This is a genomic window from Mesorhizobium sp. CO1-1-8 (genome assembly GCF_020164875.1).
GTDB lineage: Bacteria > Pseudomonadota > Alphaproteobacteria > Rhizobiales > Rhizobiaceae > Mesorhizobium.
In genome coordinates this window covers 225,910-248,150 of record NZ_JAIUGZ010000004.1, presented here as the reverse complement: position 1 = coordinate 248,150, position 22,241 = coordinate 225,910, and the positions used below count along the sequence as shown (strand labels likewise).

The window sequence follows — 22,241 nt, the reverse complement described above, 5'->3', positions numbered from 1 at the left end:
GCCTTCCGCGGTCGCCGGCTCAGCCGGCGCTTCGCACCGTCTCGGTTATCAGCCGGGCCGTGAGCGCCGGCGCCTCCATCTGCGCGACATGGCCGATGCCATCGAGAAGATGGACGGCGGCAAAGCCTGGCGCGCGCGCCGCATGGGCGACCGGGATGATACGATCGAGCCTGCCCCAGATGAGCCGCGTCGGGACTGCGAGTTCCGCGAGCGCGCTGCCAAGATCGAAGCCTTGCGTGCCGTCCGGGAACAGGCTTTCTGCCATCGCAGCGAGCGTGTCGCGATTGCCGGTCTTTTCGATCTGCCGCAGCGCGGCCTGCGCATAGCCGCCCGGCAAGGCCGAGGGATCGCCGACCATGACCGCCAGCCACCGCTCCAGCGCCTGGACGGTTGTTGCGCGGGCGAGCCCGGCAATGAAGCCCGCATTGATCTCGGGGCCGAGCCCGCCGGGCGCGAGAAGCGTGACGGAACGGATCGCGAGCCGGCCAAGCCGGGCAAGCGCGAGGGCCGCCGCGCCGCCGAGGGAATGGCCGACGAGATGGGCATTGCCCACGCCCATTTCCTCCAGCCGGTCGGAGAGGAGGAAAGCGATCTCTTCGATGCTGCTCGTCGTCGTGGAGGCTTCACCGCCGTGGCCGGGCAGGTCGAGGCTGATTGTCTCGATTCCCGACCCGAGCAGTGGAACGACCTGCCGCCACACGGAGCGATCCGCCCCGAAGCCATGGATGAAAACCACCGGCACGGCTTGTCTGGCCAACGTCGGCGCGGCAACAGACGATGTCTGGCCCGGGGCCGGCGTTCGTTGGACCGCGGCATCCCGTTCGTTCGTGCGAGCGGCGACGGTGGCATCGATGTCGCGCTTTTTGATGCGTCCGCGCGGCCCGCTTCCCGAAATGGCGGCAAGGTCGAGCCCGGCCGCGGCGGCAAGCCGCCGTGCAAGCGGGCTGGCGATCGGGCGGCTGCCGGGCTGCCGGATGGAGGAAGAGGCTTCGTCAGCCACAAGTTCGCGCGGATTGGCTGCCGTGGCGGCTGCTGCCGCCGGCCCGGGCGAGGCTGGCTGGCCAGCCATCGGCTTCTCGTCCGCGATCGTGCCGAGCACGGCGCCCACCGGCGCTTCCTGTCCTTCGGCGAAGAAGATGTCAGCCAGCCAGCCGTCGCGGTCGGCTTCGATTTCGGTAGCGGCCTTGGCCGTCTCGACGGTGACGACCAGATCGCCGGCCTTGACCGGATCGCCTGGCTTCACCGCCCAGGCGATCACGAGCACGGCTTCCATGTATTCGCCACCGGCGCTGTCGATCGTGATCGGATGGGTTGTCATCGCCGCCTCCGTCACTTCAGCGTCTTCAGCGCGGCAGTGCGGATCTTTTCGGCATTCGGTAGCATCGCCGTTTCCAGCGGTTCGGAGTAGGGGATCGGCATGTCCGGCAGGGTGACGCGTGCGACCGGCGCGTCGAGTTCGTCAAAGGCGTGGTCCATGATCGTTGCCGAAAGCTCGGCGGCGTAGCCGCAGAAGCGCCAGCCTTCGTTGACCACCACGGCATGGTGCGTTTTCGAGATGGAGGCGACGATGGCGTCGACATCGAGCGGGCGCAGCGACCGCAGGTCGACGATTTCGGCCGAAACGCCGTCAGCGGCCAGCAGGTCGGCGGCCTTCAACGCCTCCACCACCATCTTGGAGGTGGCGAAGATCGAAATGTCGCTGCCCTCGCGCATGGTCGCCGCCTTGCCGAGCGGCACAATCACATCGCCGTCCGGCACCTCGCCGCGAATGTTGTAGAGCAGCTTGTGCTCAAGGAAGACCACCGGCTGGTCGTCGCGGATCGCGGCCTTCAGCATGCCCTTGGCGTCGGCGGGCGTCGACGGGGCGACGACCTTGATGCCGGGTATGTGGGCAAGCATGGAATCGAGCGCCTTGGAGTGCTGCGCGCCGGCACCGGCGCCGCCGCCGCCTTGCGTGCGCAGCACGAAAGGCATCTTCACCTGACCATTCCAGATGTAGTTGTAGATCGAGGCCTGGTTGACCAGCGCATCGAGCGTCAGCGGTATGAAGTCCGCATACATGATTTCCAGCACCGGACGGGTGCCGGTCATGGCCGCGGTCACCGCCATGGCGGTCATCGCCTGTTCGGAGATCGGCGTGTCGCGCACGCGCGTCTCGCCGAACTCCTCCATCAGCCCCTTTGTCACCTTGAAGACGCCGCCATAGCGGCCGATGTCCTCACCGAAGAGGAAGACGGAAGGATCGGCCTGCATCTCTTCGCGCAGCGCCGCGTTGAGCGCCTCGGCGTACCGCATCATGGCCATGTCAGTGCGCTCCGCTGTAGGGATTGCAGGCTTCGTCGACGGAAAATTCCGGCAGGGGATCGGACAGCGCGGCCTCGAAGGCTTCAGCCACCTCGGCCTCGGCCGCCGCCTCGATGTCGGCCAGCTTGGTCTCGCCGACATCGCCAAGAAGTGCCTCGCGCGAAACCAGCAGCGGGTCGCGTGCCTTCCAGGCGGCGATGTCCTGCGGCTTCTGGTAGCCGCCCATGTCAGAGGTGGAAAAGCCTTCGATGCGATAGGTCTTGCATTCGACCATGCCAGGGCCTTCGCCGCGCCTAGCACGCTCGGTCATGGCAGACACGGCGCGGTAGACGGCGACAGCATCGTTGCCGTCGACGATCTCGGCCGGCATCGCATAGCCGGCGGCGCGCATCGACAGATCCGCGACCGGCGACTGCACATCCGAGGGGACGGTCAGGCCGAACTGGTTATGCTCGAGCACGAAGACGACGGGCAACTTCCAAAGCCCGGCCATGTTCATAGCCTCGTGGCAGATGCCGGTCTGGGCGGCGCCGTCGCCGAAGATGCACATGGCGACGTTGCCGGTGCCGAGAATCTGCATGGAAAGGGCCATGCCGGTTGCCGCCGGGATGCCGGCGCCGACAATGGCATTGCCGCCGATCACCCCCTTCTCGGCATCGGCGATCAGCATGTGGCCGGCGCGCCCGCCGCAGGCGCCGGTGGCGCGGCCGAGGATTTCGGCAACCACGGGGCGCATGGCCATGCCCTTGCCGATATAGACCGCGTGGCCGCGATGGGTGGTGGCGACCTTGTCACCCGCCTCCAGCACCGCCGTTGCCGCGACACCGACGGCCTCCTGGCCGTCGCAGCGATGGATCGGACCGCGCGTGCGTCCTTCCTTGTGGAGCGCGCCAAGGCTCTCTTCCAGATGCCGCACCAGCAGCATGCGACGATAGATTTCCAGGTGCTGTTCGACGGAAGGAGTGTTTTTCACTGATATCTCCGATCTCGTGCCGAAATTAAATACAAAAGTGTCGACACTTTGCAAGGGGTTCTGCAAGATGGAGACGAAACAATCTGGAAAACAGGATCAACAATGCGTTTGAAGGACAGGATGGCGATCGTGACAGGCGCGGGGGCCGGCATCGGCGCGGCCGTGGCGGAACTGTTCGCACAGCAGGGCGCGCGTGTCCTGGTCGTTGACCGGGACGGCGCCAAAGCCCGGGAGGTTGCACAGAGAACGGGTCAGCTGGCGATGGAGGCCGATGTCTCGGACGAGGGTTCCGTCATGGCCATGGTGGCGCGCGCGCGGGAGGCGTTCGGGCGGATAGACATACTCGTCAACAATGCCGGCTACGGCATACGGGGCTCCGTCGTCACCACCGCGGCGCAAGACTGGGACACGCTGATGGCCGTCAACCTCAAGGGCGTCTTCCTCTGCTCCAAATATGCCGTTCCGGTCATGGCCGCGGGCGGCGGCGGAGCGATCGTGAACACCGCCTCCAACGTCGCCCATGTCGGGATTGCCGACCGCGCGGCCTATGTCGCGTCGAAGGGCGGCGTCGCGGCGCTGACACGCGCCATGGCGCTCGACCACGCGGCGGAGAAGATTCGCGTCAACGCAGTGGCGCCCGGCACCACTTGGTCGAGCTATTTCGACAAGATTCTCGAAACCCATTCGGACCCCCAGGGCTTCGTCACGGCGTTGAATGCACGCGCGCCGATGAACCGCGTTGCCCAGCCCGTCGAGATCGCGCAGGCGATCTTGTGGCTTGCCAGCGACGAATCCTCCTTTGCGACCGGCTCGATCCTGACAGTCGACGGCGGCATGACGGCCTGGTGAGATGCGCGCCCGTCCGGCCATGGCTGGCGTCACCGGCCGTTCGGGATGGAGCGCAGGGCGACGAGCATCGCATCGAGATCGGCGCATGGCACGCAGCCGAGCTTTGCGATGTCCTCGGTCACATCCACCGGCAGGCCGGAATTGGAGTCCTTCGGGACTTCGTTCAGCCTTCCGCCGATAAGCACGGGCAGGACAAGTCCGCGCGCCACCATGGCTGCCTTCACGGCCAGTGCGTAGCGAAGCGCCACGCCATTGTAGGTGCTGACGGCGATGGCGCTGGCCCCGGTCTGCGCCGCATGGGCGACAAGCGCTTCCGGGTCGACGGCCACGCCGGCATCGGTAATGGTGACGCCCAGGCCGGCCAGCGCCTGCTCGACGAGATACTTGCCGTGCTCGTGCACATCGGTCGTGCCGATGCAGACGATCAGGGGTTCCCGGCTTGCCAACGGTGTCTGCGTCGAAACCCAGCTTGCCGCCTTGTGGTTGAGCTCGCGGGCCCATTCGGCATGGATCAGTGGCGTGCGTCCGCGCCCGCTTGCCGCGCCCGGGCCGAAAAGGTCCTCCAGGCGCTTCGGTCCCATGCGGCGGATGGCGAGCATCAGCGCGGCCGGGTCTCCGGTATCCACCCCCCACTCGGCGAGCCCCTTCATGACGGCGTCGGCAAAACGGCGTCCGCCTTCGACCAGCACGTCGGCCATAGCCTCTGCCTTGGTCCAGTCGAAGACCGGGTCGTAGAAAGGGGCGTGCAGTGTCAGCCGGTGCGCGAAGGTCTGCGCGTCGATGATCTCGTCGACGTCGGGAATGCGCTGGTTCTCGGTCACCGGCACGGGATTGATCGCATGGCCGGACGGCCACCGCCCGACCGCCAGTATGTCGGCCAGGAGATAGCTTGCCAGGCTGGCGTAGTTGCCCGCCGGGGTCGACTGGTAGGAGACAGTGTTGCCGAAGATCATGGTGCCCGGCGTGTCGTTGACCCGCACCAGCGCGGCATGGAAGGCGGTGCGCGACAGCGGATCGCTGAAATGGTGGCCGTAGCAATGGGCGAGCCGCGCTCCGATCAACTTCTCGACGATGTGCTTTTCGATCAGCACCATGCCCAGCGCGCAGGCCATGTCGATAAACAGCCCGGCAAATCCGTCGTCGAGATTGGAATGGACGAGGATCTCGGTATCCTGAGCGGCGATCAGGCCGAGCGCGGTGACGGTCGCCTCGGTGGTCGCCACATCGTCGTCCCAATAGGGCAGCCGGAAAGTGAAATACTGCCCCAGATTGCCGACCGCCGTCGCTCCGGCGGCGATAGCCGAGCGGGTGTTTTCCAGGGCACCCGGCAGGCCGAGCATGAAGTCGCCGAAATGGGCGGCGGCGGGCGCGGCATTGGTGATGCGCGCAAAATCCTCGGGACTGGTGAGCACGATGCCAGTGCCGCGCGCCGCCTTGGCGCGCATGGCCTGCGGATAGCCCATCGACCAGTCGAGGGTGATGCCGAAACGGTCCACTGTCACCCCAGCCTCGCGGCATTGCCCGTGCACCTCCGCAATCGCCGCGATGGTGCGGTCGACGCTTCTGAAGCCGATATGGGCGTGCTGCATGACGCGCTTCTCGGCCGCTGCCTTGCGCTTCCAGGCGGCCTCCGAAGGCATGCCGGTTTCAGTGAGGAAGAGGCAGCTGCCGAGTCGCCAGTCGCGCGCCATGGCGCGCCCTTCGGCGAGAAGGTCGGCGCCCGGCTTCAGGCGCGGATCGATGAGAGCGGCGGCGATTTCAGCGGTCATGATATTTGTTCTCGGCTTCGGCGATGAAACGGCGAAGGATGGCGGCAAAACCCTCGGGGTCGGCGAGAGGATGAAAATGCGCGCCGGGAACAGTTACATGGTCGGCACCCGGTATAGCCCCGGCGATAGCCTGCGAAAGGGTGGGCGGCGTCAGGATATCGCCAGCGGCCGCAATCACCTGCACCGGGGCGGCGATGCGCGGCAGGTCGGCAAGGCGATCGTGGTCGAGCAGCATGCGCACGCGCGCCGCCGCGACGGCGAGTGGCGCCAGCGTATGCGGGGCGCCCGCGACCGCCGCGTCGAGTTGCCCGGCATGTGTCTCGAGGTAGGACGGTTCGTGGCACAGCACATGGCCAAGGCGCTGGAACGTCTCGGCCATGCCGGCATCGAGCAGTTCGGCACGGGCGCCAAAGAGCGTGCGGAAACGGGCGTCGGCCCGCCCCCAGGAGCTGCTGATCGTATAGCTCAAGCCGACCTCGGCATGATCGAGCGCCAGCACCTGCGCGATGGCACCACCGGTCGAATGCCCAACAATATGACCGGGACCGCCCGTTTGCGCCAGCAGGCCGGCAATGTCGCTGGCGATCAGGGCAATGGAATAGGGGCTGTTCGGGCGATCGCTGCGCCCCGCGCCGCGATGATCGGTGACGATGATGCGATGGTGGGCCTCGAGCAGCCGAACGACACCAGCCCAGAACCTCCCATCGCCGCCGAGCCCGGGGATGAGAATCAGGCGCGGGCCATGGCTGCCGAACTTCTCGTAGTGGATGCGGCAACCATCGGCGGCGGCGAAGAAGGGCATCAGTGATGGCCTTCTTGGTCGAGCAATTCGCGAAGGGCCGCGACGAGGCTGAGCGCGGTGAGCGCCGAAGTCTTGGGATTGTCGGGCGAGGGCGCGTTGACGAGATGGAAGGAGGCGGTGCCAGCGGCACTCTCGACTTCGATTTCGTGGGTGTTGCCGCAAGCCGCCGGATCGGCAACCACACGCACCGTCACCTTGTCGGCGCCCGCCGCCAGCGCCACGGCGAAAGCGGCATTGAGGTTCTTTGGATAGCGCCTTGCCGCCTCGGAGGGTGTGCCCTCGAAGAGGGTTATGGCGCCATTGTCGGTTGAACGGCTGGCGGAAGCCAGCTCCGCTGTCCAGGCGGCTGGCGGCTTGCGCGAGGTATAGCGGACGCGCGCATCGGGAAGGACCGCTATCGCCCGCAAATAGTCGAGGCCTCCCAGGGCGCCCGACGGGAGGACCAGGCGCACGCCTCCGATGCGCGCGGCATCAGTCAGTCGGGCGGCAAGCGCCGAATCGGACAGCGCGCCGACAGAAGCGATGATGGCGGGGATGCCGGCTTCAAGAAGCGCGGGCACGCAGGCGGCCACCGCTTGCTGGCCCGCCGCTTCCACCGCTGCCGTGGGGCGCGCGTCGATCAATGCGTCAAGCCGCGTCACCGCGCCGACATGTGCCGGCAATGCCGGGCTGGCGCCTTCGCGCAACAGCGCCACCCAGCGAACCGCATCCGGCGGGAAAGCGCGGACGACCTCGTGCGCGATCGCACCGTAGCCGATGAGGCCAATCGTCAGCATCCTGGCCTGCTTCAGGGGATCTGTTTCGTGGGATCGAACTTGTCGGCGAGATCAGCCCCGAACACCGTCTTGCGCTCGATCTCCAGCACGTTTTCCGGACGCGGAAAGTTGGACGGCACGGGCTCGCCTGGCTTGCGCGGTTTGCCGATCAGGCGGAAGAAGTCCTCCAGACCATTGGGCACTATCAGCCAGATCCAGCGCAGCCGCGTCTCGCCATCGTTGATGAACATGTGCCTGACATTTTTCGGCAGGAACACCACGCTGTCCGGGGTCAGCGGATATTCCTTGCCGTCGATGACGGCACGGCCATGGCCTTCGATGACATAGATCGTTTCCTCATTGCGGTCATGCGTGTGCTCGCGCACATAGCCGCCGGGCGCGACCGATTGCGTGCCCAGTGCGAAGGGGTGCTCCATGCCGACGATATGCGGCGCCAACGCCACGTCGATATGGCCGTTTGCCGGTACCGGCTGCCAGTAGCTTTCGCGGGTTTCGGATCCGGAAACATGGATGCCGGACGGAGCGGCTGAGAGGCGGGTATCGTCCATGGTTTCTGCCTGTCGAAAGAGTTGCGGGATCATGCCGGGGACGCTGGCGACTTCAGAGAAGCTACAATGCAAAAAGTGTCGACACAAGAGTAGACAGATCCAATTTCCTGTTCCTATAGTGACACGGCTATGAAAAAGCAGGGGAACGCCAATGGACGAATGCGACGTTCTGGTCATCGGTTCGGGCTCGGCTGCCTGCTCGGCGGCCCTGCGGGCCGCCAAAGGCGGTCTCAAAGTGCTGGTCATCGAGAAGACCGAATGGCTGGGCGGTACATCGGCCATGTCCGGAGCGGGTGTATGGATACCGGCCAATCATGTCGCGGCCGAAGCCGGCATCCCCGACAGCCGCGAGGACGCGCTCGCCTACCTGCGCGCCGTCGCGCCCGAAGGGTGGGAGCGGAAGGAAGACGCGCTCTGGACTGCTTTCGCCCAGGCGGCGCCGGATATGCTGCGCTTCCTCTCCGGCAACACGCCGCTCGACTTCCGCCTGATCAACGAACCCGACCCCTTTGCCGAAGCGCCTGGCGGCAAGCTCTACGGCCGCATGCTCTCGCCGAGGCCGCTCAGCCGCCGTATCCTGGGCAAGTTTGCACGGAGCCTGCGCCGCTCCACCTTGCCGCACAGCTTCACCTACCAGGAGATCGTCGACCTGGATCTCTATCATCATCCCATCCGCGCCGGGTTCAAGGTCTGGCCGAAGCTTCTATGGCGATGGCTGACGAATTCGGGCGGCCAGGGCACGGCACTGATGACCGGGCTCATCAAGGGCTGTCTCGATGCCGGCGTCGCCTTTAAGCTGAGAACGCGCGCCGTCACCCTGCTGCAGGATTCGGACTCACGTATCACTGGCGCGGAGGTGGAAAACGAGGGTCAACGAAAGAGGATTGTCGCGCGCCGAGGCGTCGTCATCGCCACCGGCGGCTTCGAATGGGACGCCGAGATGCGTGCGCGCCACTTCCCCGGCGCCTTCGACCGGATCGGTAGTCCGCGCGGCAATGAGGGCGACGGCCAGAAGCTTGCGGCTTCCGTCGGCGCGCAGTTGGACCGCATGGACCAGGCGAACGTCTATCCCTGCCTGCCGACGCGCTACCAGGGACAGAAGCACGGCTTGCCGATGACCTTTCAGGCCGAGCCGCATTCGATCGTGGTCGATCGCGATGGAAAGCGGTTTGTCAGCGAAAACGCCTTCAATATCGGCGAGGCGATCGATGCCCGCGGGCCGGATGGAGCACCGATCCATCTGCCCTGTTACCTGCTAGGCGACCATCGTTTCCTGAAAACGTCGCTGCCTTTTCGCTGGTACGCCTCCTACGAGCGCGATTGGATCAAGAAGGCCGATACGATCGCTGGCCTTGCCGCCAAGCTCGGGCTGCCTGCCGCGGCACTCGAGGAGACGATCGCCCGCTGGAATGGCTTTTGCGCGAAGGGGCACGACGCGGATTTCAACCGCGGGGAAAATGGCTGGGAGGCATACAAGGCGCACGGTCCCGAAAACCGGCTGAAGCCGATCGACAAGCCTCCCTATCTTGGCATGACGATCAATCGCTCGATCCTCGGCACCAAGGGCGGCGCCCGCACCAACGAGCGCGCGCAGGTGCTGAGACCGGACGGCTCGATAATTCCCGGCCTCTATGCGGCCGGGCTCGCCATGGCCAACCCCATCGGTACGCGCGCCGTAGGAGCCGGCACGACGCTGGGTCCCAATTTGACATGGGGCTTCATCGCCGCCGACACGATCCTGCATCAGAACCGATGAGCGGCGATCATCGATCCCCGGGTCTCGACCGCAATTTCCATGTTAACTCGGCGACCGCTCAGTTTGTGAACTTGGCTGTCGTCTCGTACATCCCCATGGCCTTGACCACCTCGACCAAAAACACGATACAGATTGTGACGCTTATCGCCGGATCGAAACCCACAGCTCCGTAGGGGAGCAGTTTGGGACGGGCAAGCTAGGGTGCCGCGCCAACGCTTGGAAAATCTGAACGAAGACAGACGTTTTACGAGAACACCCCGCATTCGCGGAAGGCGACCGCCGCATCAAGCGACGCGTGGTTGCCGTGCGCGACCGGGTCCTTGCCTCCGGGCCACTCTCCGCCGCGCAGATGCAGTCGATCGGCTGGCGCAACCGCCAAGGCGTCTACGACACGCGCACGCAGATGAACTACATGCGTCTGATCGGAGGTCTTGCCTACGCCTGGCGCGAAATCTCGCCGGCCTGGACCGCGCGCTGGATACCTACGTGCCGCCGGCCGGCGCCTTCTTCTCCGCCTTCCCGCAACTCGAAGTCTTCGCCTCAGCCATGCCTGGAGCGGACCGATCGACCTCGCCACGCGCATGGCCGTGCATTTCCAGCGCTATCATCGAGACAAAGCGGTCTATGTCGGCGGCTATTCGGGCTTCGGCGTCTCGGCCTCGCGCTTCGGCGCTCGCATCCAAGCTATGTCATCGAAAAAGCTCCTGTCAAAATTGTATGCAAAGTTCGTGCACAAGACCTCCTATTGTTGAATGCGATTTCACCTACGCCTTGTCTTCCATTCGCCTCCGCATGAAACGAGGCAGCTTTCGTCCTTGCATTTGCGATCGATGTTTCCGGGTTCAGAATGCCGCGACAACGCGCCTATTCGGTCGGCTTTGCCGGTCTTTAGGACGAGACGAAGCCGGTCGCGTAACCAAGCGCGCGGTTGATCCCATATTCCGTGCTGCGATACTGAATCCGGGCGATTTCGTGGGCTTTCTGCAGAATGTCGCAATTGCCGAAGGAATCCCACCAGTCCATCACGCTGTCGGTACCGCAGATCACCTTGATACCGGCCTCCTGCAGTTCACGAAGCGGCATAGCTCCTTTACCAACGGGACCGCGCTGGCGAGGGTGACGCCCAGCGCCTTCATGCGGGCAGCAATGTTGTTGAGTTCGTCCTGGAGAGTTCGGCCAGCGAATAGGCGTGGCTGAAAGTCACATTATCTTGCAGTTGCTTGTTCGTCTCCATGTGGTCCATGATCCGGTTGAATGCAGGAATGGCGGTCTCACGCGGCTCATGGATATGGCCTGGTTGTCGATAGCAGCCGGCTCGCGGCGATGGATGAATTTGCCGATGATGAACAGCGCGCCAGCCGCGCCCGCGGCCACCAGCACATCATGCGCGGCAAGCCCTTTGCTCTGCGCCGCGACGTACGCACGAAGCTCGGGGTCGCCGCAGTGCTCGCCATAGGGCAGCAGGAGGTCGGGAACCGAAAGGTTGAAATCGGACAGCCTGCGGTCCCGCACCGAACTCTCCGAGAGGTTGAAGCGAATGCGGCCGTAGTCGTATTCCTCTGGCGATTCCTTCTCGATCACCATGCGTGCGTAGTCCATGCATTCCCCCGTCAGGCTGCCAGCCGGGCGACGGCCTCGACGGCCTGATCGACTTCTTCGGCTGTGGCGTAGTGCGAAAGTCCGAGCCGGGCGACGCCGCCCTTCTCGCGCAGGCCGAGTTGGCCCGAAGCTTCGTGGGCATAGAAATCGCCCGCCCAGCCGAAGATGTTTTGGCCCGCCAACGCAACCGCGATCTCCTGCGGCGACCGGTTAGCCAGCCGGAAGCTGAAGGTGGGCACGCGCGCGTGCAGTCGGTTGCGGCTAGCGATTCCGTAGAGCGTCAGGCCCGGTACGGCCGTTGCACCGGCAAGAAAACGGTCCATTAGCCGCGCCTCATAGGCGGCTTCCAGGCCCGCCACGATCCGCGTCCGCAGAGAGGCTTGCGCGCCTACACCGGCGTCCAGGCGTTAAGGCCGTTGCATCCGCTTGAGGGGTTGCTCGAGCTGGCGAAGGTGGCGCGCAGCACGTTCTATTACAGACAGAAAGCAGCGACGCGTCCGGATCGCCATGCGGCGTTGAAGGAGGCGATCAAGACCATCTTCGACAACCACAAGGGCCGCTACGGCTACCGCCGGTGACTGCGCAACTGCGCCGGTTGGGCCGGTGCGTCAACCACAAGACCGTCCAGAGCCTGATGGCCGGGATGGGATTGAAGTCGCTGGTCAGGCCGAAGAAGTATCGTTCCTACAGAGGTGAGGCTGGGCGGACAGCTCCCGATCTCTTGCAGCGCAAGTTCGGCGCCGACCGCGCCAACCGCAAATGGGTGACCGACGTGACGGAGTTCAGCCTGGCCGGCGACAAGCTCTACCTGTCCCCGGTCATGGACCTCTACAATGGCGAGATCGTCGCGTTCGAGACCGCGCAGCGCCCTCGCTTCAATATGGTGGACAATATGCTGACCAAAGCCCTCGCCCGGCTTGGTGAGAACGAACGGCCGATCCTGCATTCCGATCAGGGATGGCAGTATCAGATGCCAGCATTCCAACGCAGGCTGGAAGCCAGAGGCCTCCAACAAAGCATGTCACGCAAAGGCAATTGCCTCGACAACGCCCCGATGGAGAGCTTCTTCGCAATCCTCAAGTCCGAGCTCTTCCATCCCGGAACCTTCGACACCGTCCAAAGCCTGGACGACGCCATCACGGACTACATCGACTACTACAACCACCGCCGCATCAAACTGAAACTCAAAGGGCTGGCCCCTGTGCAATACAGGAACCAGCCCTTAAACCTACCAACTCAATGAACCGTCCAACTCTAAGGGGTCAGTTCACCGTGGCGGGTTTTTTGTTGCGGCGCGGCTCAGGGTCACCTCTCAGACGGCCGTTTCAGCGGGGCCAGCGCCTACGCCGTGCAGCAAAGACTTGTTGCGCTGCACCAAAAATTGCGGCTATGTGCAGAAATCCAAGATGGACCCGGTGCAATTCCGGGTGGCTCTTCCGGCCGCCGATCCGCCGGACAACAAAACCAGATCTGCGCTGACAATGATGGACCTGCGGTCCGTCGCGGTCTGGAAATGATTGACCGGAATTCCATGCTCACATTCAAAACCTACCGCGACGAGTGGCGCGGCAACCTGCGCGGCGACGTGCTCGCGGGCATTGTTGTCGCCCTGGCGCTGATACCAGAAGCCATCGGGTTTTCTGTCATTGCCGGCGTCGACCCCAAGATTGGGCTCTACGCTTCTTTCTCCATCGCCATGATTATCTCCATCACCGGCGGCCGGCCGGCGATGATTTCAGCAGCGACCGCGGCGACAGCCGTGCTCATGGTCACGCTGGTGCGCGACCATGGTCTGCAATACCTGCTCGCGGCAACCATTCTGGCCGGCGTGGTCCAGGTCGCGGCCGGCTTCGCTAGGCTGGGGTATGTGATGCGGTTCGTGTCGCGCTCGGTGATGACCGGATTTGTCAACGCGCTTGCGATTCTGATCTTCATGGCTCAACTGCCGGAACTGGTCGGCATGCCGTGGCAGACCTATGCGATGATCAGTCTCGGCCTTGCCATCATCTATCTGTTTCCCCGCATCACGAAGGCGGTGCCTTCGCCCCTGGTGTGCATCATCGTGCTCACCATCCTATCGCTGCTGCTTCACATCGACGTGCGGACGGTGGGCGACCTCGGCGAACTGCCGTCGAGCCTGCCGACCTTCCTGCTGCCAGACGTGCCTTTCACGCTGGAAACGCTGTGGATCATTTTGCCTTATTCACTAGGCGTGGCCGCGGTTGGCCTGCTCGAAAGCCTGCTGACGGCGTCCATTGTCGACCAGATGACCGACACAAAAAGCGACAAGAACCGTGAATGTGTTGGCCAGGGTATCGCCAACTTCGTAACCGGGTTCCTGGGCGGCATGGCCGGCTGCGCCATGATCGGCCAGTCGGTTATCAACGTCAAATCTGGTGGGCGCACGCGGCTTTCCACATTTGTGGCCGGGGCGTTCCTGTTGTTCATGCTCATGTCGCTCGGCGACTGGCTGCGCGTCATTCCCATGCCGGCCCTGGTCGCCATCATGATCATGGTATCGATCGGTACGTTCAGCTGGTCTTCTCTGAACGATCTCAGGAAGCACCCCCGTCGTTCAAGCATCGTCATGCTGGCGACAGTGATCACCGTGGTCGGGACCCACAATCTCGCGCTTGGTGTCGGGGTGGGCGTGCTGCTCTCGGGCATCTTCTTCGCTTGGAAAGTGTCGCAGATTTTCCGCGTCACCTCGACCCTCAGTAGCGACGGCGCGGAGCGCCATTACCTTATCGAGGGCCAGTTATTCTTCGCTTCAGCGGAGGATTTCCTGAACGCGTTCGATTTCAAGGAGCGCCTCCAGCGCGCCCTTGTCGACGTCACTCACGCTCATATCTGGGACCTCACTGGCGTCGGCGCAGTCGACACTGCCGTTCTTAAGTTCCGCCGCGAGGGCGTCGAGGTGGAGGTGGTCGGTCTCAACGAGGCCAGCGTCACCATCATGGACAAACTTGCCATGCACAATGAGCCGGGTGCTTTGGAACGAGTCTTCAGCCACTGACGAAGGTCCTCCGACTGAGGTTCTTCGGCTGATGTCTCGGTTTGGTTCCTCGCCCGAGGATGATGACGGCGTGGTGTCTGCCAGCCAGACCTCCCCTCCTGGTCAGGGCTCCAACAAACCGCTTCAAACTCAGCGCCCGCTTCGCTACGCTCGAGACCATGTCTCAATCCACCACCCAGATCTTCGGTGCCCGCCGTGACCAGGCGTTCCCCACGCTGGCCGAGGTGGACATCGACCGCATGCGCCGGTTCGGCGAGGCCAGCTTCTATGCGGCCGGCGAGAACATCGTCACGGCAGGCGCTGTGGCGCCCGGTCTGATCGTCGTGCTGTCGGGCAGCGTGGACATCACCCAGGACGGCGGGCTTGGCCGGCGCGAGACGATCGTCACGCATGGGCCGGGCAGCTTCGTCGGCGAGCTGGCGCAGCTTTCGGCTCGCCCCTCGCTGGTCAATGCGCAGGCCGCCGAACCGGTGGAGGCGTTCGTCATCGCCTCGCAGCGGCTGCGCGACCTGATGGTGCAGGAGGCCAATCTCGGCGAGCGCATCATGCGGGCGCTGATACTGCGCCGCGTCGGGCTTTTGGAGAGCGCCACCAGCGGGCCCATCATCATCGGACCCCAGGACAATGCCGACGTGTTGCGGCTGCAGGGGTTCCTCGCCCGCAGCGGCCAGCCGCACCGCGTGCTCGATTCCGACAGCGATCCCTGCGCCAAAACCTTGGTCGAACGCTTCGAGGTCGATCCGCACCACCTGCCGATCGTGCTGTGTCCGAACGGCAGGCTGCTGATGAACCCCGGCGAGAAGGACCTCGCCCGCTGCATCGGCCTGCTGCGGCCGATCGATGCCGATACGGTGTATGACGTCGCCATTGTCGGCGCCGGACCGGCGGGGCTGGCGGCCGCGGTCTATGCGGCCTCCGAAGGGCTGTCGACGATCGTGCTCGATTGCCGTGCCTTCGGCGGACAGGCCGGCGCCTCCTCGCGCATCGAGAACTATCTCGGTTTCCCCACAGGCATTTCGGGCATGGCGCTGATGGCGCGCGCCTACAATCAGGCGCAGAAATTCGGCGTCGAAATGGTGATCCCGGACGAGGCGAAGCTTTTGAGCGCCGCCACCGACGGTGCCCGCTACAGGCTCGATGTCGGCGACGGCGAGACCGTGCGCACGCGCAGCGTGGTGATCGCCAGCGGCGCGCGCTACCGCCGCCTCGATGTCGCCAATCTGGCGCGGTTCGAGGGAACGTCCGTGCATTATTGGGCGTCGCCCATCGAGGGCCGGCTTTGCGTCGGCCAGGAAGTGGCGCTGGTCGGCGCCGGCAATTCGGCCGGGCAGGCGGCCGTCTATCTGGCCAGCCATGCGCGCAAAGTGGCGCTGCTGGCGCGCGGCGGCAGCCTTGATGCCAGCATGTCGCGTTATCTGGTCGAGCGCATCCGGGCGCAGCCGAACATCGAGGTGCTGACCGGGACCGAAATCGTGGCTCTGGAAGGCGACGAAGGCAATCTTGCCACGGTGCACTGGCGCAACCGCGCCAGCGGCACGGAAACGACGCGCCCGATCCGCCATCTCTTTTTGTTCATCGGCGCCGACCCGAACACCGATTGGCTGGCGAAGTGCGATGTGGCGCTGGACGCCAGGGGTTTCGTGCGCACCGGCTCGGACATAGGATCGGCGCAGATGGAGACGAGCCGCAGCGGCGTGTTCGCCATCGGCGATGTCCGTGCCGGCTCGGTCAAGCGTGTCGCGGCGGCCGTCGGCGAAGGCGCCCAGGTGGTCGCGGCCTTGCATGCCTATCTCGCGCGCGGCAACGCCGACACACCTCGAATGGCAGGAGACCATGATGGATGAATGCAGACATACGCGCGACATCAGGAAGGTGACGCCGAGCGCGCTCGGCTGCGAGGAGTGCCTGAAGAGCGGGTCACAATGGGTGCATCTGCGGCTCTGCCGCACCTGCGGACATGTCGGCTGCTGCGACGACTCGCCCAACCGCCACGCCACCAAGCATTTCCACGCCACCAAGCATCCGATCATCGAGGGCTACGATCCCCCGGAAGGCTGGGCATGGTGCTATGTCGACGAGGTGTTTGTCGACCTCGGCGACGACGTGACCCCGCAGAACGGCCCGATCCCGCGCTTTGTTTGAGCGGCGCCGCATGGCGAAGGAATCCCGAGAAAAGCGCGATCCATCCGGGCTTTCCTGGCGGCGGCCTCCCTGCTGAACGGCTTGGCAGTCAGTCGACGAAATACAGATACCCCAGCCACCCGGCCAGCACGATCGAGGCAGCCCAGATGCAAACAATGATGACCGCCGCGTAGCGGCTCACCGGCCTGTCGGCGGCCAGCGCGGCGGTCTTTCTGTGTTCCGCCATCACCTCGGGCGGTATCATCCTGACCACGGCAAGGACGCCCAAAGGGACAAGGATTACGTCGTCGAGATAGCCGATCACCGGAATGAAATCGGGGATCAGGTCGATTGGCGACAAGGCATAGCTTGCAACACACACCGCAAGCGCCTTGGCGTACCAGGGCGTTCGGGGATCGCGAGCGGCGAGGTAGAGCGCATGCACATCGCGCTTGATCGTTCGGGCCCACTCATTCAGTGCCATCGGATGATTTTAGCGCCAAATGAAGACCGCCGATAGCGCACGCCAGGCGCCCGCCTGCGAGAGCATCTCGAAGAGCCGATGACCGCCGGTCTACCGCACGGAGCCGGTGACGGTCGGGTCGATCATGCTGGGAACCGACTTGCGTTCGTTTCCGGCAAGCGCCGCTATGATCAGCAGGCTGGCGACCACCGGGACAAACAGGATGGCAACGCGAGCTTGCACGTAAAATATGGCGCGCCATTCATTGCGCTTGTCGGGGCTGTTGCTCATCATACTCACTTTGTCGGCCCCCCGGGCCGATGACATAGCCGCGAACGGTTAAACAACTCCTTCCGACTTCGTTAACCCGGCGGATTTGAGGCGAAATTCCCAGGCGATCCCCCAGATGGCGATCCCGGGCTTCAGTTCAGCCCGATGCGGCTGGCGCCCTGCCGGAACAGCGCTACGGCGTCCGGTTCGAAGCGGAAGGTGCCGATGAAATCGTCGGCGCAATAGTCCGGCCTTGTCTTGCGGATGGCGGCGGCGAAGCCGCGCGCCTCGTCGAGCCGTCCGGCCAGCGCCAGGCAGTGCGCGGCGATCGCCAGTATGATGGCGTGGGCATTGGGCCGCGCCGCCGCCTTCACCGCCCATTCGGCCGCTTCCTCGAACTGGCCGAGCCGGACATGCGCCATGGCGCGTGCCCCCAGCATGCCGAACAACAATGGGTCGAACGGGCTGAGATGGCGCGAATGATCGGAAGAGCCTATCGCCGCTTGCGGGTCGCCCGACTGCGAATGCACGAAGGACAGGGCGTAATGGCCAAGCGCGAAGTTGGGGCTGAGATCGACCGCCCGCTCCAGTTCGAGCAGCGAACCGTCCTGCTCGCCGCGCAGCCACAGCGCCCGGCCCATTGCCCAGTGCGCGGCCGGATTGTGGTCGTCGACCAGTAGGCTGTGTCCGGCGCTCTCGAAGGCCAGCGCGCTTTCGCGGTCGCGGTCGCCCCAGCGCTGGAAGGCGCTCTGCCAGTGGGTGAAGGACAGGCCGGCATAGGCGCGGGCAAAGGTCGGGTCGAGCTGCAAAGCCCGGGCAAAGAAATGCCGCGCCTGCTCGTTTTCCGCCTGGGTGAAGCGGTACATGTGCCAGAGGCCGCGATGATAGGCCTCCCAGGCGTTGAGCGAGCTGGGCGCCTTCAGCATGGCGCGGTTGCGCTCGACGGTTTCGATCTCGGCCGAGATCGAGGAGACGATGCTGTTGCCGATGTCGTCGAGCACGGAAAAGATGTCATCGGGCCTGCGCTCGAAGGTCTCGGCCCAGACGATCCTGGCGCTGCGCACCTCGATCAGTTCGACGCTGACGATGAGGCGGCCGGACGGGCTGCGCACCGTGCCGGTGGCGACATAGTCGACATTCAGCCGGCGGCCGGCATCCTCGGGCGCGATGTTCTGCTCTGCCAGCGCAAACACCGATCCGCGCGCGATGACGAAGAAATCCCTGAGCTTGGCCAGGCGCGTGATGATGTCGTGGGTGAAACCGTCGGCCAATCCGCCGCGCGTGCCGCCGCTCTCCTCGACAAACGGCATCACCGCCAGCGAAGCGTTGCTGGGCTCGACCGGGCCGGGTGCGGTGGGCATGGTGGCCGCCAGTGGCAATAACGTGGACAGGCAGGCCGCCCGAAGCGAGGTGCCCGGCTGTCGGTCACGGATCGCCCGCCAGGCCGCGCGAAGCGGTGCGAAATCCAGCTCCTCCGACCGAAACAATCGTTCCGCCGCCGCCAGATGCTCTTCGGCCGCACCGGCCTCGCCGCGCCCGGCCAGACCGGCCAGAAGTGCTGCATGCGCACGCGTGTCGAACGGCGCCAGTTCCACCCAGGTGTCGAGATGCGCGATCGCCTCGTCGCCATCGGCCGGCAGACTTCCAACAAGCTGTTCCAGCACGGCAGCGTGGCAAGCGCTGAAGCGGCGTCGCTGTGCGATCAGCCAGCTGTTGACATGCGGGCTGCGCTCGAGCTCCAGCCCGTCGAGGAAATCGCCGGCAAACAGTTTGGCCAGCGCCCGCAAGCGGTCGACATCAAGGGTGCCGAGCCCCTGCGTGGCGGCGCGGCTGACCTCCAGCGCGTCGACCAGGCAATCGCTCAGATCGAGTGCGACCGTGTCGCCTTGGGTGGAGACCCGACGCCGGCCCGGCATATCAAGCACGCCGCGCAGCTTGCTCAGGCACCAGCGCAGTTCGCCCCTTGGGTCGTTCGGCACATCCCACAACAACTCGCACAGGCGACTGCGGCCGACCGGATGCGGCGCCAGCGCCAGATAGGCGAGCAGCGCGCGCAGCTTGCGTGACGACGGCAGCGCAACGGACATGTCGTTGCAGGAGATCATCAGCGGCCCGAGCAGGCGCACGGAAAGGATCGGCATCTCGCCGTCCGGCCTCGATCGGATGGATTCCACGTGCGTTTCCACGCCTGCTCCCACGCTGGCCTGTCGGCCTCTCCTGTATCACCAAACGCGACACGGCGCATCCGGCAGCGGATTTCAGCGCCGGAAACCGCCATTGCCGCTGTGCGGCATGTCAGTCCTATCGCGGCAAGGTCACCAAACCTCGCCGCCCAACCCGCCGGTTTGTAACCGGCCTGTGAAGACAAAACGCGATGACAATCAGGGAGACCAAGATGTTGCAGCAGCAGAAGATCAGGACCACGGCCGGCCGTGGCCGCCTTTTCGACAGCATTCTCGACACCGTCGGCGACACGCCGGTGGTACGCATCAACAATCTCGGACCGTCCCACGCGACGATCTACGTCAAGGCCGAGTACTTCAATCCCGGCGCCTCGGTGAAGGACCGGCTGGCGCTCAACATCATCGAGGAGGGTGAGCGCAGCGGTGCGCTGAAGCCGGGCCAGACGGTGGTCGAGGCGACCAGCGGCAACACCGGCATCGGCCTCGCCATGGTCTGCGCGCAAAAGGGTTATCCGCTGGTCGTCACCATGGCCGACAGTTTCTCGGTCGAGCGCCGCAAGCTGATGCGGATGCTGGGCGCCAAGGTGGTGCTGACGCCGCGCGCCGAAAAAGGTTTCGGCATGTACAAGAAGGCGGTGGAACTGGCCGAGGCCAATGGCTGGTTCCTTGCCCGCCAGTTCGAGACGGCCGCCAACGCCGCCATCCACGAGACAACGACGGCGCGCGAGATCGTCAATGATTTCGCCGGCTCGCGGCTCGATTGCTTCGTCACCGGCTATGGCACCGGCGGCACGGTCGTCGGCGTGGCACGCGTGCTGCGCCGCGAGCGTCCGGAAACCCGTATCGTGCTCTCCGAGCCGGCCAACGCGCAGCTCATCGGCAGCGGCAAGGTGCAGCAGCGCGGCGCCGATGGTGCCCCCGCCGCCAGCCACCCAGCCTTCGAGCCGCACCCGATCCAGGGCTGGACGCCGGATTTCATCCCCAACGTGCTGCAGGAAGCCATCGACACCAGCCTCTATGACGAGGTGATGCCGATCGCCGGGCCCGAGGGCATCAAATGGGCCAGGGAACTGGCGCGGAAAGAGGGCATCTTCACCGGCATTTCCGGCGGCGCGACCTTCGCCGTGGCACGGCAGGTCGCGGAGAAGGCGCCGGCTGGCGCGGTGATCCTGTGCATGCTGCCCGACACCGGCGAGCGCTACATGTCGACGCCGCTGTTCAACGGCATCGAGGCCGAGATGGATGCCGACGAGACCACCCTGTCGCGCTCGACGCCCGGCTGCCAGTTCCCGGCGGTTTGACGGGAGATCTGGTATGGATGCCGTGCAAGAAAACCTCGGCCTGGTGGCCGAGGAAACGCTCGATCCCCCGGACTGGGCCGATGTGCAGGCTCTGTCGCACCGGGTCATCGACGATGCGGTCGATTATCTCCGCGATGTGCGCGACCGCCCGGTCTGGCGGGAGATGCCGGCCGATGTGAGAGAGGCCTTCTCGGCGCCGCTGCCGCGCACGCCGGCGCCGCTGGATGCTGTCTATTCCGAGGTGTCCCGCACGGTGATGTCCTACCCGATGGGCAACATCCACCCGCGCTTCTGGTCCTGGTATATGGGGTCGAGCAACTTCACCGGCGCGCTCGGCGACTTCCTAGCGGCTATCCAGGGCTCGAACCTGGGCGGCGGCAACCACGCCGCCGGGCTGATGGACAGCCAGGTGGTGAACTGGTGCAAGGAGATGCTGGGCTTTCCCGCTTCGGCCAGCGGCACGCTGGTCAGCGGCGGCTCGATGGCCAACATCATCGGGCTGACCGTGGCGCGCAACGTCAAGGCCGGCATCGACGTGCGCGAGCATGGTGTCGCCGCCATCGAAAAGCCGCTGCGCTTCTACGGCTCGGAGCAGATCCACTCGTGCCACCGCAAGGCGATGGAAGCGCTCGGCCACGGCAATCGCGCGCTGCGCCGCATCCCGACCGATGCCGGGCTGCGCATTGATATCAATGCCTTGCGTGCGGCCATTGCCGAAGACCGCGCGGCAGGGTTCAAGCCGGCCTGCGTCATCGGTACGGCCGGCACCGTCAACACCGGGGCGATCGACGATTTGCAGGCGCTTGCGAAGCTGGCCCATGAGGAAGGCCTCTGGTTCCATGTCGACGGCTGCATCGGCGCGCTGATCGCGATTGCGCCTGAAAATGCCCATCGCGTCGCCGGCATCGAACGGGCGGATTCGGTCGCGCTCGATCCGCACAAATGGCTGCACGCGCCGTTCGAGGTCGGCTGCGCCCTGGTCAGGGATGCCGCCGCGCATCGGGGGACCTTCGCGGTGACGCCGGAATATCTGGAATCGACGCCGCGCGGCCTCGCTTCTGGCGAATGGCTGCACGATTACGGCCTGCAGACGTCGCGCGGTTTTCGCGCGCTGAAGGTGTGGATGGCGCTGAAGCAGCACGGCGTCGAGAAATTCGGCCGCCTGATCGACCAGAACATTGCCCAGGCCGTCTATCTTGCCGGCTTGATCGAGGCCGCGCCGCGGTTGCAACTGGCGGCATCGCCGACCGTCAACATCGTCTGCTTCCGCTACCAGCCCGGTCTGACGGGCGAGGCTCTGAAGGCGCTCAACACCGAGATCATGCTGCGGCTGCAGGAGCAGGGCCTTGCAGCCCTTTCGGACACCACGGTGCATGGCGAGCACTGGTTGCGCGTGGCTATCACCAACCACCGCACACGGCGCGAGGATCTCGACCTGCTGGTGCGTGAAACGGTGCGGCTAGGGCTTGAGATCGCGACGCAGGGTTCCGCGCCTTCCTAGTTACGGGCAG

Annotated in this window: 20 protein-coding genes, 1 pseudogene and 1 other annotated feature; of the genes and pseudogenes, 8 read left to right on the top strand and 13 right to left on the bottom strand. The window is 65.0% G+C overall.

Annotated elements, in window-relative coordinates; genetic code table 11:
* Window positions 1-19: 19 nt before the first annotated feature.
* The 3 genes from LB558_RS10100 to LB558_RS10090 are packed head-to-tail and all read right to left on the bottom strand — an operon-like array spanning window position 20 to window position 3,277.
* Window positions 20-1,318, bottom strand: a complete 1,299-nt coding sequence (locus tag LB558_RS10100) for an acetoin dehydrogenase dihydrolipoyllysine-residue acetyltransferase subunit (RefSeq protein WP_224697423.1) — start codon at window positions 1,316-1,318, stop codon at window positions 20-22.
* 11 nt (window positions 1,319-1,329) lie between these two features.
* On the bottom strand, window positions 1,330-2,304 hold the full coding sequence (locus LB558_RS10095; protein ID WP_224697422.1) for an alpha-ketoacid dehydrogenase subunit beta: 975 nt from the start codon (window positions 2,302-2,304) through the stop codon (window positions 1,330-1,332).
* Between the two features lies 1 nt (window position 2,305).
* Complete coding sequence (locus LB558_RS10090; protein ID WP_224697421.1) at window positions 2,306-3,277, bottom strand: thiamine pyrophosphate-dependent dehydrogenase E1 component subunit alpha; 972 nt, start codon at window positions 3,275-3,277, stop codon at window positions 2,306-2,308.
* Between the two features lie 102 nt (window positions 3,278-3,379).
* Here LB558_RS10090 and LB558_RS10085 point away from each other — a divergent pair, with 102 nt between their 5' ends.
* The gene (locus tag LB558_RS10085) at window positions 3,380-4,126 is read left to right on the top strand and encodes an SDR family oxidoreductase (RefSeq protein ID WP_224697420.1); all 747 of its coding nucleotides are present in this window, start codon (window positions 3,380-3,382) and stop codon (window positions 4,124-4,126) included.
* Window positions 4,127-4,155: 29 nt separating this feature from the next.
* On the opposite strand, the gene LB558_RS10080 is transcribed toward LB558_RS10085, so the two are convergent.
* From LB558_RS10080 to LB558_RS10065, 4 genes are read right to left on the bottom strand one after another with little or no spacing between them, the layout of a single operon-like run.
* Window positions 4,156-5,895 (bottom strand): cobalamin B12-binding domain-containing protein, encoded by a 1,740-nt coding sequence (locus LB558_RS10080; protein ID WP_224697419.1) that lies wholly within the window; start codon window positions 5,893-5,895, stop codon window positions 4,156-4,158.
* Window positions 5,885-6,697: an alpha/beta fold hydrolase gene (locus tag LB558_RS10075; RefSeq protein ID WP_224697418.1), complete on the bottom strand. Its 813-nt coding sequence runs from the start codon at window positions 6,695-6,697 to the stop codon at window positions 5,885-5,887. The genes LB558_RS10080 and LB558_RS10075 overlap by 11 nt, the downstream gene beginning before the upstream one ends.
* The gene (locus LB558_RS10070) at window positions 6,697-7,473 is read right to left on the bottom strand and encodes an aspartate dehydrogenase (RefSeq protein ID WP_224697417.1); all 777 of its coding nucleotides are present in this window, start codon (window positions 7,471-7,473) and stop codon (window positions 6,697-6,699) included. The genes LB558_RS10075 and LB558_RS10070 overlap by 1 nt, the downstream gene beginning before the upstream one ends.
* A gap of 11 nt (window positions 7,474-7,484) precedes the next feature.
* On the bottom strand, window positions 7,485-8,021 hold the full coding sequence (locus LB558_RS10065; RefSeq protein WP_224697416.1) for a cupin domain-containing protein: 537 nt from the start codon (window positions 8,019-8,021) through the stop codon (window positions 7,485-7,487).
* Between the two features lie 151 nt (window positions 8,022-8,172).
* On the opposite strand from LB558_RS10065, the gene LB558_RS10060 reads away from it, so the two are divergent.
* Window positions 8,173-9,777, top strand: a complete 1,605-nt coding sequence (locus tag LB558_RS10060; protein WP_224697415.1) for an FAD-dependent oxidoreductase — start codon at window positions 8,173-8,175, stop codon at window positions 9,775-9,777.
* 888 nt (window positions 9,778-10,665) lie between these two features.
* Here the strand turns inward: LB558_RS10060 and LB558_RS10055 are convergent.
* The 3 genes from LB558_RS10055 to LB558_RS10045 form a co-directional block, all read right to left on the bottom strand.
* Window positions 10,666-10,860: a hypothetical protein gene (locus tag LB558_RS10055; protein WP_224697414.1), complete on the bottom strand. Its 195-nt coding sequence runs from the start codon at window positions 10,858-10,860 to the stop codon at window positions 10,666-10,668.
* A 117-nt stretch (window positions 10,861-10,977) separates the two neighbouring features.
* Window positions 10,978-11,376, bottom strand: coding sequence for a hypothetical protein (locus tag LB558_RS10050; RefSeq protein ID WP_224697413.1), 399 nt, complete (start codon window positions 11,374-11,376; stop codon window positions 10,978-10,980).
* Window positions 11,377-11,387: 11 nt separating this feature from the next.
* Window positions 11,388-11,735: an aminotransferase class V-fold PLP-dependent enzyme gene (locus tag LB558_RS10045; protein WP_224697412.1), complete on the bottom strand. Its 348-nt coding sequence runs from the start codon at window positions 11,733-11,735 to the stop codon at window positions 11,388-11,390.
* A gap of 39 nt (window positions 11,736-11,774) precedes the next feature.
* Between LB558_RS10045 and LB558_RS10040 the strand changes: the two are divergent.
* The 4 genes and pseudogenes from LB558_RS10040 to LB558_RS10025 all read left to right on the top strand — a co-directional run.
* Window positions 11,775-12,619: pseudogene (locus LB558_RS10040) on the top strand (IS3 family transposase); the annotation flags it as partial.
* Window positions 12,620-12,781: 162 nt separating this feature from the next.
* Window positions 12,782-12,837 (top strand) — a sequence feature (sul1 is cis-regulatory element that is thought to sense ions involved in sulfur or methionine metabolism; They are found in Alphaproteobacteria).
* 70 nt (window positions 12,838-12,907) lie between these two features.
* The gene (locus tag LB558_RS10035) at window positions 12,908-14,392 is read left to right on the top strand and encodes a SulP family inorganic anion transporter (RefSeq protein WP_224697411.1); all 1,485 of its coding nucleotides are present in this window, start codon (window positions 12,908-12,910) and stop codon (window positions 14,390-14,392) included.
* A 158-nt stretch (window positions 14,393-14,550) separates the two neighbouring features.
* Window positions 14,551-16,236: an FAD-dependent oxidoreductase gene (locus LB558_RS10030; RefSeq protein WP_224697410.1), complete on the top strand. Its 1,686-nt coding sequence runs from the start codon at window positions 14,551-14,553 to the stop codon at window positions 16,234-16,236.
* On the top strand, window positions 16,226-16,534 hold the full coding sequence (locus tag LB558_RS10025) for a UBP-type zinc finger domain-containing protein (protein ID WP_027161196.1): 309 nt from the start codon (window positions 16,226-16,228) through the stop codon (window positions 16,532-16,534). Before LB558_RS10030 ends, LB558_RS10025 begins: the two co-directional genes overlap by 11 nt.
* An 88-nt stretch (window positions 16,535-16,622) precedes the next feature.
* Here the strand turns inward: LB558_RS10025 and LB558_RS10020 are convergent, their stop codons facing one another.
* From LB558_RS10020 to LB558_RS10010, 3 genes are all read right to left on the bottom strand, one after another.
* Window positions 16,623-16,997, bottom strand: coding sequence for a YkvA family protein (locus LB558_RS10020; protein WP_224697409.1), 375 nt, complete (start codon window positions 16,995-16,997; stop codon window positions 16,623-16,625).
* A 90-nt stretch (window positions 16,998-17,087) separates the two neighbouring features.
* Window positions 17,088-17,267 carry a hypothetical protein gene (locus LB558_RS10015; protein WP_023814179.1) on the bottom strand — a complete coding sequence of 60 codons (180 nt, stop codon included), beginning with the start codon at window positions 17,265-17,267 and terminating at the stop codon, window positions 17,088-17,090.
* A 131-nt stretch (window positions 17,268-17,398) separates the two neighbouring features.
* Window positions 17,399-19,387 carry a BTAD domain-containing putative transcriptional regulator gene (locus LB558_RS10010; RefSeq protein ID WP_224697675.1) on the bottom strand — a complete coding sequence of 663 codons (1,989 nt, stop codon included), beginning with the start codon at window positions 19,385-19,387 and terminating at the stop codon, window positions 17,399-17,401.
* Window positions 19,388-19,641: 254 nt separating this feature from the next.
* Between LB558_RS10010 and cysK the strand changes: the two genes are divergently transcribed.
* Together cysK and LB558_RS10000 are read left to right on the top strand one after the other, a co-directional pair.
* Window positions 19,642-20,730: a cysteine synthase A gene (gene cysK / locus LB558_RS10005; RefSeq protein WP_224697408.1), complete on the top strand. Its 1,089-nt coding sequence runs from the start codon at window positions 19,642-19,644 to the stop codon at window positions 20,728-20,730.
* A gap of 13 nt (window positions 20,731-20,743) precedes the next feature.
* Complete coding sequence (locus LB558_RS10000; protein WP_224697407.1) at window positions 20,744-22,231, top strand: pyridoxal phosphate-dependent decarboxylase family protein; 1,488 nt, start codon at window positions 20,744-20,746, stop codon at window positions 22,229-22,231.
* The last annotated feature ends 10 nt before the right edge of the window (window positions 22,232-22,241 follow it).